This window comes from Proteus sp. PR00224, from assembly GCF_016238105.1.
Classification (GTDB): domain Bacteria; phylum Pseudomonadota; class Gammaproteobacteria; order Enterobacterales; family Enterobacteriaceae; genus Proteus.
In genome coordinates, this window is record NZ_JAEHQU010000001.1 from 706,190 (window position 1) to 721,509 (window position 15,320).

Annotated in this window: 12 protein-coding genes; 4 read left to right on the top strand and 8 right to left on the bottom strand. The window is 35.5% G+C overall.

All coding sequences use genetic code 11. The features are described from left to right. Positions 1 to 10: 10 nt before the first annotated feature. The 3 genes from JEP71_RS03270 to JEP71_RS03280 all read right to left on the bottom strand — a co-directional run bounded on the left by JEP71_RS03270 (position 11) and on the right by JEP71_RS03280 (position 2,417). A complete protein-coding gene (locus tag JEP71_RS03270; RefSeq protein ID WP_198625739.1) occupies positions 11 to 736 on the bottom strand; it encodes a fimbrial biogenesis chaperone in 726 nt (241 codons plus the stop codon). 63 nt (positions 737 to 799) lie between these two features. Then, positions 800 to 1,330 carry a fimbrial protein gene (locus JEP71_RS03275; protein ID WP_198621004.1) on the bottom strand — a complete coding sequence of 177 codons (531 nt, stop codon included), beginning with the start codon at positions 1,328 to 1,330 and terminating at the stop codon, positions 800 to 802. 640 nt (positions 1,331 to 1,970) lie between these two features. Beyond that, positions 1,971 to 2,417, bottom strand: coding sequence for a DUF6386 family protein (locus JEP71_RS03280; RefSeq protein WP_232797464.1), 447 nt, complete (start codon positions 2,415 to 2,417; stop codon positions 1,971 to 1,973). A gap of 312 nt (positions 2,418 to 2,729) precedes the next feature. Between JEP71_RS03280 and JEP71_RS03285 the strand changes: the two genes are divergently transcribed. Further along, positions 2,730 to 3,578: a hypothetical protein gene (locus tag JEP71_RS03285; protein WP_198625740.1), complete on the top strand. Its 849-nt coding sequence runs from the start codon at positions 2,730 to 2,732 to the stop codon at positions 3,576 to 3,578. A 226-nt stretch (positions 3,579 to 3,804) separates the two neighbouring features. Then, a complete protein-coding gene (locus JEP71_RS03290) occupies positions 3,805 to 4,635 on the top strand; it encodes a hypothetical protein (RefSeq protein ID WP_198625741.1) in 831 nt (276 codons plus the stop codon). Positions 4,636 to 4,746: 111 nt separating this feature from the next. Here the strand turns inward: JEP71_RS03290 and putP are convergent, their stop codons facing one another. Continuing rightward, complete coding sequence (gene putP / locus JEP71_RS03295) at positions 4,747 to 6,231, bottom strand: sodium/proline symporter PutP (RefSeq protein WP_109374192.1); 1,485 nt, start codon at positions 6,229 to 6,231, stop codon at positions 4,747 to 4,749. A gap of 469 nt (positions 6,232 to 6,700) precedes the next feature. Here putP and putA point away from each other — a divergent pair, with 469 nt between their 5' ends. Then, complete coding sequence (gene putA / locus JEP71_RS03300; protein WP_198625742.1) at positions 6,701 to 10,669, top strand: trifunctional transcriptional regulator/proline dehydrogenase/L-glutamate gamma-semialdehyde dehydrogenase; 3,969 nt, start codon at positions 6,701 to 6,703, stop codon at positions 10,667 to 10,669. 436 nt (positions 10,670 to 11,105) lie between these two features. Here the strand turns inward: putA and fliZ are convergent, their stop codons facing one another. From fliZ to JEP71_RS17690, 3 genes are all read right to left on the bottom strand, one after another. After that, complete coding sequence (gene fliZ / locus JEP71_RS03305; RefSeq protein ID WP_088495242.1) at positions 11,106 to 11,636, bottom strand: flagella biosynthesis regulatory protein FliZ; 531 nt, start codon at positions 11,634 to 11,636, stop codon at positions 11,106 to 11,108. A 58-nt stretch (positions 11,637 to 11,694) separates the two neighbouring features. Beyond that, entirely contained in the window at positions 11,695 to 12,417 is a 723-nt protein-coding gene (locus JEP71_RS03310) for an RNA polymerase sigma factor FliA (protein WP_036912728.1), read from the bottom strand. A 441-nt stretch (positions 12,418 to 12,858) separates the two neighbouring features. Further along, positions 12,859 to 13,665 carry a flagellin gene (locus JEP71_RS17690; RefSeq protein ID WP_442958803.1) on the bottom strand — a complete coding sequence of 269 codons (807 nt, stop codon included), beginning with the start codon at positions 13,663 to 13,665 and terminating at the stop codon, positions 12,859 to 12,861. A 227-nt stretch (positions 13,666 to 13,892) separates the two neighbouring features. Between JEP71_RS17690 and JEP71_RS03320 the strand changes: the two genes are divergently transcribed. Beyond that, positions 13,893 to 14,123, top strand: coding sequence for a DNA polymerase III subunit theta (locus JEP71_RS03320; protein ID WP_198625743.1), 231 nt, complete (start codon positions 13,893 to 13,895; stop codon positions 14,121 to 14,123). Positions 14,124 to 14,151: 28 nt separating this feature from the next. Here the strand turns inward: JEP71_RS03320 and JEP71_RS03325 are convergent, their stop codons facing one another. Then, positions 14,152 to 15,162 (bottom strand): acyltransferase, encoded by a 1,011-nt coding sequence (locus tag JEP71_RS03325; protein ID WP_232797465.1) that lies wholly within the window; start codon positions 15,160 to 15,162, stop codon positions 14,152 to 14,154. Between the last annotated feature and the right edge of the window lie 158 nt (positions 15,163 to 15,320).

A 15,320-nucleotide genomic window follows, 5' to 3' on the forward strand; every position in this document is an offset into this window, starting at 1 on the left:
GCCATTTTTATTAATGAATTAAATCTGTCATGCTATTTTGTCCACCTAGATCATTAAGGTATTTATAGGTCATTTTATCGGGTAAAAATGAAAGCTTTCCGCCATTTTCAGCGACTAATATCTCCGTTGATAACGGAGAAACCATAGTTGATTTAAATATAAATTTTTGTCCCGAAGCATTAGTGGCCTCAAGTTGTGCAAATGACACAAAGAAAGGTGAATCATTTTTAACTTTTATATTGCCATTACTTTCTTTTGAGAAAGATATTTGTTTCTCGATATTATTTAGCTGCGAGACAATCGCTGTTGGGCGATAAAATATTTTTAATCGATGATGCACAATAACCGTAAAGCTATTTCCTTCTTTTATATCTTTATTCAAATCTTTAGGTGGGATCTGTGCTACGTTTAAATAGAAAATAGATTCTTTATCTTGTGGTAAACCTTCACCAGTATAAATTAATCGTGCGTCTCTCCCTGTTTTAGGGTCGATACGAAACACGGGGGGTTGAATAACAAAAGGCGCATCTGCATTATCTGGGGTCGAATTAGGATTATTTTTATCCGCCCATATTTGCATAATGTAGGGAATTTCATCGTTATTCATAAACTTTAAAACTTCAAAGCGTGAATCCGATGAATAAACAATACGTGTTTTTAGCATAGTGACACTAGAATATGATGCTGTGCTATAACTTAAGAAAAATACGGCAATTAGCATTATTATTTTTTTCATTACTTATCTTCCTCTTATATAAATAGAAAAATGTCTCCTTTATATAAAGGAGACATATAAGCATTATTGATAAGAGATAGAGTACTGCACACTACCTTCTACTTTACCTGCTGTTGCAACATCATCGGCATAATAACGTACAGCATAATCATAAGATGCTGATTTTTCGTTTGCTTTTAATACTAAACCTTCGTTACCTACACCAGTTAAATCAATTTTGGTACCTGTTTTCGCAGGATCAATAATTTCTAAGCTAACATTGTTATTTGCTGCTGTATTACCAATACGACCTTCTGTTGTCAGATTATTAGCAATAAAAATGGTTTTAATATTTGTATCTGTTGGTTTAGACCCAGTACAACCACTCACTGCGATAGTAAATGGTGTTTGTCCTGCAGTTTTACCTGCTGTGTCTAATGCTGTAACAGGAACAGTAGGTAATAAAACAACAGGAAGTGCAGAATTACCATTAACAGTTACAGTACAAGTTTCATCAGAAACTTCACCTTGGAAACGAATGGTATTATCAGAAGCTGCAAAAGCGGTAGAAGAAAAAACACCTGCTATAACAGTAGCAAGAAGTATTTTATTCATAATAAAACTCTCCGGTAATATATCAAAATAAGACTAGTTTATTGTATTGGTAATATAAAAAGGCGAACATGAAATAAGTTTATTAATAACCTTATTTCATGTTTATTACGTACTAATATTTAAGTATGTATAATTATCAGCTTATTTACTCATAAAATGCAACTAAATTCGCCGAGCATAGATGTTAATACGTATACATTTTTCGATTTTAAGTATATTCTTATAATCTAAATATGACTATTACGTATTTTTGGTAAAAAATTTATTAATTTTATTAGGATTAATATTAAAAATTATATTAATCAAGTTCAAATTGATATTTGTCATTTTTAATAAAATAAGAACAATAAATTTATTAATTAAATTTAATAAAACCTTTCCCATTTTTTATTTTATTATTGAAATATTATTTTTTCTTTTAGTGAAATTTAAACCATATTAATTAATTAATTAATTAATTAAGATGTAGTTAATTGATTAACTTTATTTATAATTACCGTATTCGTTATATTGTACTTAACATAACCATGTTTTTTTAATCTACATTTATTAACTTATTAATAAAGTACAGGAATGGCGCTTTAAATAATAGTATTTTTAAATTGTTATTATACCTTTATGTTACCATTTATATATTCCTTTAATATAAACGTAAAACACTCTCAAATTTATTTATTTTCACTTTACTGTAAATGATAGAAATAAAAAGTAGGCTATTTACCTTTTTTAATGATACATCATAATATCCTACTGGAAGAAAAATAATCTCTCCTGCACGATATTGTGGATCATCTGGCTCTAAATTACCGCCAGTTGTATCCTCTCCTGCACCAATAAAAATTTCACCTGATGGACAATGTATGTTTATTTTTACATCTGGATCTTCAATTTTATCGCATAGGTTAATAGTGTAAAAACCATCATTACCCAAACCAATAAATGCGATATTACCTTTGTTCATTTCATTTAACTCATCATCAGGTATGCTCCACCAATCTGCTGTATCTGATTTTCTATGCCGGATCGCTTGTAAATCAAAAATGGCCAGAGTTGCCGTATCAGTCATAAAAGAAAATGCGTTTAACATATTCATGTCCCAAAAAAACAATTCTGATCGTACCAAAATATTTTTCTTACCTTTATGTATTGTTTAATTATATAGGATTTTATCTATACTAGACCTATATTTTATGTACTACTTATACGCTAAATAATTTGCAACAACTTGAATATATGCAAACAAATACTCTAAATAATTCAAGTTACAGCTAGGCGACAAGTGAATGAGTCACTAGGAGCATACATAAGTATGTGACTAGTGTGAATGAACATAGGCAACAACGCTGTAGCTTGAAGTATGACGAGTAGCGCTGTAGCTTGAAATATGACAAATATATACATGGACGGTCTTATGAAATTACAACAACTCCTTATCTCTCTTTCCCTTTATGCGGTATCCTCATTGCCAGCAATCGCTACGTCGACTCAATGTACTGATATTGAAAAACAAACCAATATTGCTAATAGCAATATTATATTGCTCAGTTCTTACAACGGCCCTGTTAAATCAGTCACGATGACAAGCTCTATACCCCATGACGGGCGTTTTAAAGCACTAAAAGGTGAAATTTACTTTGATGAATGTGGAAAGTTATTGAAAGATAGCACATCAATGCAAGAGTACTTTGAAGGTAATGTAGAAACTAATTTAATAAGAACATTACCTAATAATCCTTCTGTTATCAGATATCAATTTCAGATAAAAAATGCCTATGGCTCACACTCTATCTACATGCAAGAAACCTATCATAAAGATGGACAGAACCGGTTCAACAAAAAAATAATTCAATATTATGCAAATGATGGCGCTTTACTGGATACAATCACCAGCCAATTCGACTATAAAGATGGGCGCATTATTAAAGAAACGAGTAAATCGTCTGATCCTACAACTGAGACTATCACAACAGAGTACATCTATAATCCTCAAGGAAAACTACAATCCGTAATAGAAGACGGTAAAATAAATGTAGAGTATCAGTATGATCCAAAAGGAAAAGTCGTTACTCAATCAAACTATATCAAAGGCGTTAATGGAGAAGATAAAGCCTTTATCACTACTTGCCTTGAATGGGACAAATTTGCTAATTGTTCAAAAGAGGAACTTGAAAGTACGATTAAATTTAATGATGAAGTGATTAATTTCAGTAAAGCCATGCTTCATAACGAGTTTATTTACTACGAATAATATTTACATTATATTTTTGTATCAAATTTAAGTTAATAATATAAAAATCAGACTATCAAAAATAGACTGGTTTTTATATTTATTACATATCTTCTTATCTATGGTTAGATACTTCTTCGTGATACTTTCATTAAAAAACAATTTGTGTAAAACTACTTAAATCAATTAATGATGAATATGCTTTATAGCATGTTCTCTTTTAATAAAATTTAAGATGACGCATTATATGAAATTATCACTTCTTTTTATTTTTTCTCTATACACACTTTTTATTTCACTCCCAGTATTTGCGACATCAACATCTTGTAAAGTTCTACAAAAACAGGTGAACCAGTCTAATAATATGCCCACTCTGTTAGAGTTTTATTATGGGCCTATAAAATCAATCAGCATCACTAGTACATTACCTGAAAACGGTCGATTTAAAGCCTATAAAGGTGAAATACAATTTGATGAATGTGGCTCTCTTACTAAATTTGATTCTTCTACGCAAGAATATATTCATGAGCGAATCGAAACAAATCTTGTAAGAATGTCAACACCTTATAATATCAAATATAAATACCAGCTAAAGAGCTTACACAAGATCTATACTCTCTATCTGAATGAAATATATGGTAAAAATAGTCAGAACCAACTAATAAATAAAACTTCTCATTTCTATGATGGAGATGGAACACTCATAGGAACCGATTTTTCAAAAATTGTTTATGATGGCAATAAGATTGCATCAGAAACAATTATTGAATCTAGTGCTGAAAATCAAGGAAGTACAATATATTATTCTTATGATAATAAAGGCCGCCTCTTAAAAGCAATTGATAATAATGAAGTAATGTTAGAATTTAATTATGGTGAAGATGATAAAATCTTACATCAAACGCAAATATTTACGAGTTTGTATGACGATATAAGAGAGTATGATAGTACTTGCCAAGAATGGGATAAATATAATAATTGCTTAACATGGAATATGGTAAGTGAAGTTAGAAAAGATGACACAATAATCGATACCAGCACAGCAATTGTATATAATAAATTTGAATATTATGAGTAAGTTACTAGTATTATAAATTATACTCTCTTTTAAATTTATAATGAATTTACATAACAAAGGCCACCTTATTAAATAAAGTGGCCTTTTATTGTTCTAATTTTCTATATTTTATTATGTATTACGATATTGAGTTTCAGCTTCATCAAAACGTTGTTGGTTTTCTTTACTCGGCTCTTTACCCATTAAACTGATGACAACGATAGCGATAGAGGCAAAGATAAAACCAGGAATTATTTCATATAACCCAAACCATTTATATTGCATCCACACTAACACGGTTAAAGCACCAATCAACATTCCAGCAAATGCACCATTACGAGTCATACGTTTCCACATTACAGAAATGAGGATCACAGGGCCAAAAGCGGCACCAAAACCAGCCCACGCGTTACTCACTAAATCAAGCACCTTATTGTTTGGATCACGCGCTAAGAAGATTGCGATTATCGCAACTAATAACACCATGCCACGCCCTACCCAAACTAGCTCTTTTTGGCTCGCACTTTTACGAATAAATGGCTTGTATAAATCTTCAGTTAACGCACTTGCACAGACTAATAATTGACAGCTTAATGTACTCATTACCGCAGCTAGAATTGCAGACAACAGAATACCAGCAATCCATGGATTAAAGAGCAGTGAAGCCAGCTCCATAAAAATACGTTCATTTTTAGCTGTTACAGCGCCAGCTTGTGCTGGATTCATTTCAAAGTAAGCAATACCAAAGAATCCAACCGCAACCGTGCCACCTAAACAGAGGATCATCCACGTCATACCAATACGGCGTGCTTTACGAATAGTTTGATTAGAATCAGCCGCCATAAAACGTGCAAGAATATGAGGTTGCCCAAAATAGCCCAATCCCCATGCTAATAACGAAACAATCGCGATAAAATCAAGCCCTTTGAACATATCCAAATAAGATGGATCTTTTGCTTTAATGATAGCAACAGAAGTATCAATGCCGCCCACTGAGAAAATAACAATAATAGGTGTCAGGATCAGAGCAAAAATCATTAAAGTCGCTTGAACGGTATCTGTCCAACTTACAGCAAGAAAGCCACCTAAAAAGGTATATGCGATAGTTGCAAGCGCACCATAAATCATCGCTTCGTGATAAGGAATATGAAACGTAGACTCAAACAGCATTCCACCAGCAACCACGCCTGATGCACAATAGATAGTAAAGAAGGTAAGAATAACTAACGCTGAAATGATACGTAGCATTTTGCTTTTATCATCAAAACGCGATGTCAAATAATCGGGCAACGTTAATGCATTATTATTTTTTTCAGTTTGCAAACGTAAACGCCCTGCAACTAAACGCCAGTTTAGCCACGCGCCTAAACAGAGTCCAATAGCTATCCAACTTTCTGAAATACCAGCGAAAAACACCACGCCAGGTAATCCCATTAATAACCAACCACTCATATCTGAAGCACCCGCTGACAACGCAGTGACTACACTGCCTAATCGCCGACCGCCAAGAATATAATCATCAAAGTTTTTTGTTGAACGATAAGCAAGGTAGCCAATAAAAAGCATACCCAAGATATAGATCGTAAATGTAATTAGCATTGGCGAAGTTAAAGCCATAATTGCAGTTCTCCATAAATCTGTTTCCGATCATCGGTATGCTTTTGACTTGTACAGGAACGTTGCACTTCGTTGCGCATTAATGATCTTTTCAGTTTTTAATTAAAATAATTTCTTACAGCAACAGATAAAGCATTCACATCAATCCTAGAATAGGTTAACTGCATTTAACAAGAAATTAACGTTTAAATGTTTAAATTTTGTATATGACTTCACACTATTTGTCTTAATTCGAAGGTGTATTATAAATATAAACATCAACAAAATAAATATAATTTATTGATTTATATATAAATATATAGAGAAAATAAATTAGATCACTTTTAATCACCCACAAAACCTGACTACTTTCACATTATTTATAAATAAATTGTTAACAATGTTGCACAAAGTTGCAACATGAATGATATTAATAAAAATAACGGGTAACTGTACTTGTGAATTAGAAATAGAATATGAGGAGCACTGCATGAGTAGCACAACAATGGGTGTTAGACTTGATGAAGAAACCCGCAATAGATTAAAAGAAGCTGCACAGAAACTAGATAGAACATCGCATTGGTTAATTAAACAGGCTATTTTCAATTATCTAGAACAAGTTGAAAATAATCAGGTTAATCTTGGTGACTCAACATTTACAGAGCAAGATATTGATGAAAGCATTGAAACACCAACCGCTCATTATCAGCCTTTCTTGGAGTTTGCTGAACATATTCATCCTCAATCAGTTTTACGCTCAGCAATTACTTCTGCTTATCGCACCCCTGAAATACAAGCAGTACCGATGCTCTTACAACAAGCGACCTTACCTGAACATGAGGCACAAGCAACGCATAAATTAGCCTATTCCATTGCCGAAAAATTACGTAAACAAAAAAATGGTGTTGGACGCTCAGGGTTAGTTCAAGGTCTATTACAAGAATTCTCACTTTCTTCACAAGAAGGTGTTGCCCTAATGTGTTTAGCAGAAGCTTTATTGCGTATTCCAGATAAAGCCACGCGTGATGCACTTATTCGTGACAAAATTAGCCACGGAAATTGGCGTTCACACGTAGGCCAAAGCCAGTCTATGTTTGTGAATGCGGCTACATGGGGCTTATTATTCACAGGTAAATTAGTTTCTACACATAATGAAGAAAAACTGTCTAACTCTTTAAATCGCATTCTCACCAAAAGTGGCGAGCCATTAGTCCGCAAAGGCGTTGATATGGCGATGCGCTTGATGGGTGAACAATTTGTGACCGGAGAAACAATTTCTCAGGCTCTTGCTAATGCGCGTAAATTAGAAGAAAAAGGATTTAGCTATTCTTATGACATGTTAGGTGAAGCCGCTTTAACTGAAAAAGATGCCCAAGATTATTTAGTCTCTTACCAACAAGCAATTCACGCCATTGGTAAAGCCTCTAATGGCAGAGGTATTTATGAAGGCCCAGGAATATCTATCAAGCTTTCAGCATTACATCCTCGTTATAGCCGTGCGCAATATGAACGTGTTATGTCTGAACTTTACCCTCGCCTGCTCTCATTAACATTACAAGCAAAGCAATACGATATTGGTATTAATATTGATGCAGAAGAAGCAGATAGACTTGAGATTTCACTCGATTTACTTGAAAAACTCTGTTTTGAGCCAGAATTAGCCGGTTGGAATGGTATTGGTTTTGTTATTCAGGCCTACCAAAAACGTTGTCCCTTAGTCATTGATTATGTGATTGATTTAGCACAACGTAGTCGTCGTCGCTTAATGATCCGTTTAGTAAAAGGCGCATATTGGGATAGTGAAATTAAACGTGCTCAAATTGATGGGCTTGAAGATTATCCTGTCTATACCCGCAAAGTGTATACCGACGTTTCTTATCTTGCTTGCGCAAAGAAATTACTGTCTTCACCTAATTTTATTTATCCACAGTTCGCAACTCATAATGCGCATACTCTTTCTGCAATCTACCATTTAGCTGGGCAAAACTATTATCCGGGTCAATATGAATTTCAATGTTTACATGGTATGGGCGAACCTCTCTATGCTCAGGTTGTAGGTAAGATAGCTGAAGGTAAATTAGGTCGTCCTTGCCGTATTTATGCCCCCGTTGGTACTCATGAAACGTTATTGGCTTATTTAGTGCGTCGTTTATTAGAAAATGGCGCTAATACTTCATTTGTTAACCGTATTGCTGATACCACAATTTCGTTAGATGAACTGGTCGCCGACCCTGTTAAAGAAGTCAATAAAATGGCTCAAACAGAAGGTCACGTTGGACTTTCTCATCCTAAAATTCCACTGCCTGATAAGCTTTATGGTGATGAGCGTAAAAACTCTCAAGGCATTGATATGTCGAATGAACACCGCTTGGCATCTCTCTCTAGTGCCTTGTTAACCTCAGCAACAGAAAAAATGCACTGTGAGCCAATACTTGGTGGTGAATTTAGTCAACCAGAAACATCATTAATATCTCAATCAGTACTAAACCCAGCAAATCATGCCGATATTGTAGGAACTGTCCGCGAAGCAACGCAAGCTGAAGCTGATTTTGCCTTAACGATAGCTCAAGAAAATGGTGAGATTTGGTTTGCAACACCACCAGCAGAACGCGCTGCGTTTTTAATTCGCGCGGCTCAGTTAATGGAACAACAAATGGGCTCATTAATGGGGATCCTCGTTCGAGAAGCTGGCAAAACGTATAACAATGCGATAGCTGAAGTACGAGAAGCAATAGATTTTCTCTATTATTATGCCGCTCAGGTTGAAAAAGACTTTGATAACAATACCCATCGACCTTTAGGCCCTGTGGTTTGTATTAGCCCTTGGAATTTCCCATTAGCAATATTCAGTGGACAAATTGCGGCGGCATTAGCGGCAGGAAATACCGTATTAGCCAAACCTGCTGAGCAAACTCCGCTAATTGCCGCTAAAGCAATTGCGTTATTTCATCAAGCAGGTATTCCTCGCGCTGCATTACAACTATTACCAGGGCAAGGCGAAACGATTGGCGCACATTTAGTTGCTGATGAACGTGTTCGTGGTGTGATGTTTACTGGCTCCACCGCTGTTGCTCATATTTTACAAAAAACACTAGCGGGTAGATTAGATAGTGAAGGTCGTCCAGTTCCTTTAATAGCCGAAACTGGCGGCTTAAATGCCATGATTGTTGATTCTTCGGCACTCACTGAGCAAGTGGTAACCGATGTAATGGCCTCCGCTTACGATAGTGCGGGTCAACGCTGCTCAGCATTGCGTATTTTATGTATTCAAGAAGAAGTTGCTGATCACACAATTGAAATGCTTAAAGGTGCGATGGCTCAAGCAAATATTGGCGACCCAAGTCTTTTATCAACCGACATTGGTCCAGTTATTGATAAAGAAGCAAAAATAGGTATTGACCGCCATATCCAAGCGATGCGCACTGAAGGACATTCTGTTTATCAAGCGACTCATAATAGTTTGCCGAAACACATCGAGAGCAATAGTACTTTTGTTCAACCGACTTTAATTGAGTTAGATAAAGTCAGTTCACTGAAAAAAGAGATCTTTGGTCCTGTTTTACATGTTGTTCGCTACGCAAGTCAAGATTTGCCTACTTTATTAAATGAGATTAATTCCACAGGTTATGGTTTAACTATGGGAGTTCATACTCGTATTGATGAAACTATTGCGTATATTGCTACTCATGCAAAAGTAGGAAACTTATATGTAAACCGAAATATGGTAGGTGCTGTGGTAGGTGTTCAGCCTTTTGGTGGTGAAGGATTATCAGGTACGGGGCCTAAAGCGGGCGGGCCTGCTTATTTATATCGCTTATTATCTAAACGCCCTGAAAATGCGACAACACAAACTTTATCGCGCCAAGATGCTTATCTCCCTCTTGATACTTCAATGCGTAATGGTTTGTTACAAACCTATCATAACTTTATGGCATGGTTAGTGAACAAAGTTGAAAAAACGTATTATGCTGCATTAGAAGATTACGCTACTGCCTCTCAGGCTGGTACATTGCGTGTATTACCAGGTCCGACTGGTGAACGTAATACTTATCAGTTAGTTCCTTGTGGCAACGTACTTTGCATTGCAGATAACGAAAAAGATGGCTTTAGCCAAATAGCAGGAGTATTAGCTTCAGGCTGTCATGCCATTGTGGTTAACAGTGCATTCTCGCAAAAAACATATCGTGAATTACCGGATGACGTTAGGAAATCTATCACTCTTATTGATAAATGGGATGATGATTCAGTTAAAATTAACGCCGTTATTTATCATGGTGATTGCGATCAACTTAAAGAAATTTGCCAGAAAATAGCGCAACGTAAAGGTGCTATCATTTCAGTACAAGGATTCGCTAGAGATGAGACAAATTTACTGTTAGAACGTTTATTACACGAGCGAGCCCTCAGTATTAATACAGCCGCAGCTGGAGGCAATGCAAGCTTGATGACGATTAGTTAATTACCCCCTCTCTTTCTCTCCTTATCTTTGAGACCACCTTTAAAGTTTGTTTTCTTAAAGGTGGTTTTTTCTTTTGTTACTCCATTTTTTCTAAAGAGATAGCCCAAAATATTATTTTTTTGAATGCTGTGACTACTCTCACTCTTTTTATATTTATTATTCGCGACGAGTTAGTTTCGTAAATATACTTACGCCCAAGTCAACCTAGAAGTTGATTTAATTATATCTTTATGAATACCTGAAACTTGCGCCCCACTGTGGGCGCTTTTTTTTATCTAAAAATAGGTTATCAGTGCAAATATCCTTATTAAAGGATAAATAAAAGACTTTTTTAAGATAAGAGGAAAAGCAGAAAGGTAAATAAAGTGTGATTATCAGCGACAAAAGAAAAAGGAGTAGGCTAGGCTACTCCTTTTAAGGTCTCTCTTGAGCGCAATTAGTGACTGCTACTCATCGATGGTGGCTCTTGGCACCAATCGAGATATTGCTCATACTTACGTAGCGCAATGTTGTAGTTACTAAATGCAGAGGGAGTGAGCTTTTTACTCAGGTCTGACTGAATTTTCTCTGTCGTAAATTCTTGACGCGGAAAATTAGTTGAAGTCAGTAATTCATCGAGCCGACGTAAACGAACCACATACTCACGAACAGTACTGTGGCTCATCTCCGTTTGTTCAAACAAATACTGCTTAAAAGACATAATGTCAAAGTAGTCAGTTTCACTATTACAGTAAATCTCACTACAGAAACGACATAGCGCAGAAAACTTCTCTTGTAACGTTTCCCACGTTTCATCATCAACTAAATCTGTCATTTCAGAAATGGCTTCTTTATTGATGACTTGGCGATTGAATACGAGAGAGATCCGATCAAGCGCCTTGTGGCAATGTAGACAATGAGTCTGGCTGTGTTTATAGTCTTTAATGTAACGGCTTAGCGGCCGTTTCTTTTGTGTTGAAACAGACATAAGAGATAAAGCCCTGTGTTGTAGTCTTAATAAACAAAAACAAAAATAAGCAAAACTTCTATTTCTCTGGGTTTAAGCGTGCTCGCAGCCTTTTTATGGCTTGGCTGTGTAGCTGGCTCACGCGGGATTCCCCGACATTAAGCACTGCGCCTATTTCTTTCAAATTAAGTTCTTCCTGATAATACAGTGTAAGAACCATTTTTTCCCTTTCGGGAAGCAATTCTATCGCGTCTATGACTCTTTGGCGAATATCACTTTCTAATAACATCTGTAATGGATTGTCATCATGATCTTCGTCTTGAGACGGTTCACAGCTTTCACCGTAAATTTCATGCCATTCGTCATAAGAGAACAATTGGCTGTTATTCGTATCCAATAGGATCTGCCGGTATTCTGCTAACTCAATCTGCAAATGATCAGCAACTTCCTGTTCTAATGGGGGTCGTCCTAGATCCTGCTCTAATTGATGAATAGAATGGGTAACTTCTCTTGCATTTCGGCGCACACTGCGTGGCGCCCAGTCGCGGCTGCGTAGCTCATCTAACATCGAGCCACGGATACGTTGAACAGCATAAGTGGTAAAGGCAGCGCCTTGCATTGAGTCATAACGCTCAACCGCGTTTAATAACCCAATTCCACCTGCTTGCAAAAGATCATCCAATTCAACACTCGCAGGTAACTTGACCTGTAATCGTAATGCTTCATGGCGAACCAACGGGACATATCGCTCCCAGAGGCTATTTTTGTCCATCACGCCTTCGGCGGTATACAAATCACTCACAACAAAAGACACCTTTGGATAAAAGACCGGAAACCATTATCTGGCTAAATAAATTTAGCAATCGACTGAACAGTGAAGCAAAAGCGCCTCTTTTTCACCTATGCCAAATTTTCAGTAAAAATCGGGTTTTCATTGATAAATTAATTTGTCATTGCATTACGAGAACTACTTTACCCTAAAACATTAGTGACTAATCCTTAGAAAAACCGTTAATTAAATTGATACTTTCTCTCATTAAAAGAAATCAGCTCATAGAAAGTGCATTCTGTTCATAAAAAAATAACATATAAATCATAGTATTTTATTTTGTGCGATTTTAGCTTCTTGGGAGTCAGTTGAAATACTCATAAATGATTAATTAAAAAAACGATTGTTTTGATGATAAAACACCCACTACAAAATTTGCAGTGGGTGTTATTTGAGGATTATTTAAGATTGAAATTAACGCAGCAGTGATAATACGTTTTGTGGCATTTGATTTGCTTGAGCCAATACCGCAGTACCCGCTTGTTGTAGGATTTGACCACGGCTCATATTAGACACTTCTGTTGCATAATCCGCATCTTGAATACGGCTACGTGATGCAGTTAGATTACTAACGGTGTTACTCAAATTCGTAATAGTAGAATCTAAACGGTTTTGTACTGCACCCATTGCACTACGTAAAGTATCGACTTGAGAAAGTGCATCATCTAATCCTTTTAATGGTGCATCGTTAATTGTTGGTGGGTTTTTAGGTTTAACTTCATTACCTTTAGTTAAACTCACTTTACCGCCAGGAACAAAGTCGCCAGTACTACTATCAATGACTTTTGATGTATCTGGGGTTGCTTCAAAAGTTTTGACATCACCATTGGCATCTTTTATCTCAATTACCAATTTAGTTTTATCTTCTTTACCAGTTGCATCCACTGCATAATAGACACCTTCTAAAGACTCACCTGTTGCTAAACTTGCTTTTAACGATGTAGTATCAATATCAATATCTTTTGATACTGGGTTTTTTACCTGATTAGTAACAGAGAAAGTTGATGCAGAACCACTATGTAATTTTTCTGGTTTAACAGAAAGATCTAATTTATCGATACCCAATGTAGTGGCATCGGTTTTTTTCAGATCAACACTGATTTGTTCTTTATCAAGCGCCCCCACTTGTAAATTTAATGTGCTGTCTTCACTTAACACTTTTACGCCATTAAATTGAGTCTGTTCTGAAATACGATTAATTTCCGCAGTACGTTGATTCACTTCTTCCTGAATAGATTTAATATCGGATGATGTGAAAGTATTGATTAACGCTATTTAGCCTACAAAGCCACTATCTATGCCAGCCAGCAAAGTTTGGCTTTGCAGAATTTAATCATTTTTACCATCATTTCACATATATTGTGTCACAATCTCGACACAGTATGTCACACCTCCTCACTTTTAATTCCACACCCTGCTATACTCTCCAAAAACTAACCGGATCTACTATGAATCTCGCAAACCTAACTCAAGAAGAAAAAGACAAAGTTAATGTTGATTTATCCGCTTCAGGTGTCGCATATAAAGAACGACTAAACATGCCAGTTGTTGCGCCCGAAGTTGAACGGCAACAACCAGCACATTTGAGAGCGTACTTTAATGAACGATTAGCGTTTTATTGTGAGAGAAGTAAGAAATTGCCTGATGGGAATTCGGTGCATTATTTGAAGAGTGAATAATAGAAGCCCACCGAAGTGGGCTTTATGGTCATATGCATTTATTAAGAATTCTAGATTTACTCATAAATAGTGCTACTAAATATGAAAGAAGATAAACACAAATTGTTGCAAGCGGTATATAAATGAATGCGTTTATTTTCCCCTGTATTAAGCCCTTCCCTAAAAAAGAGATTATATCTATAAAAACAGGGTGTATAAGATAGATGCCGAAGCTTAATCCAGAAAAATAACCAATGAATGATTTTCTATTTAAAGATTGCTTGATTAAGAAAAAAATAGATATAGATGAAAAAACGGTAGTGATACTTAAGTAAGAGTAAAAATATTCGTAGGTAAAGAAATAGCTACCTATGGCTGTCGCCATTACTGATAGAAGGAAGATAAGTAAACTATTTACCAATTTTAACTCTATATTGTACTTGCAAATATACCCACCAAGACAAAAATAACCCAAAAACATCAGAAAGTTATTTGTGAATAAAGTTACCTTGCTACCCATGTTAAGTAAGGATGCAATATAGTAAAATATAACAGTGAGCATTGATAACGAAAAACACAATACTATAAATGAAAATAAAACACCTTTAGATGAGTTACTAAACGCCACTCTTAAAATCGGTGTCACCAAATATAAGAATGGTATCATGAATAAAAACCAAAGGTGATAGTAAGGCTGACCAAGGAGCCAGTTTTTTATTAAAGCTGGCAATACATCTGGCAATTCACCTTTAACAAAATATCTTAACACCATCCAAAAAGAAAAAAATACAGACCAAAAGATAAGTGGTATTAATATTCTTTTTACTCTTTTGTGAAAAAAAGTCAGGTTATCCTCTTTCTTATTTAACAAAAAATAACCACTAATCATAACAAAAGATGGAACGCACCATCTTGATATAGATTCGTAGATATTCCCTGCCCACCAGCTTTTACTTCCATATAAATCACTTGAAATGCCTATATCTCCAACAAACCCTGAAGATACGTGTAACAAAACAACAGCAAGTATCGATATTGACCTTAAGTTATCAGCCCACAAAATCATAGCCTCGTAATTTGATTTATATATAAATAATATACTTGTACGAAATATGAAATGAAAGTGTGATATATGAAAAATAGGCATCAATAAGATGCCCGTCATAAAAATGATAAATGTGAGCTTTAAGAATTCTTTTAGTAACTAGCTGAGTAATA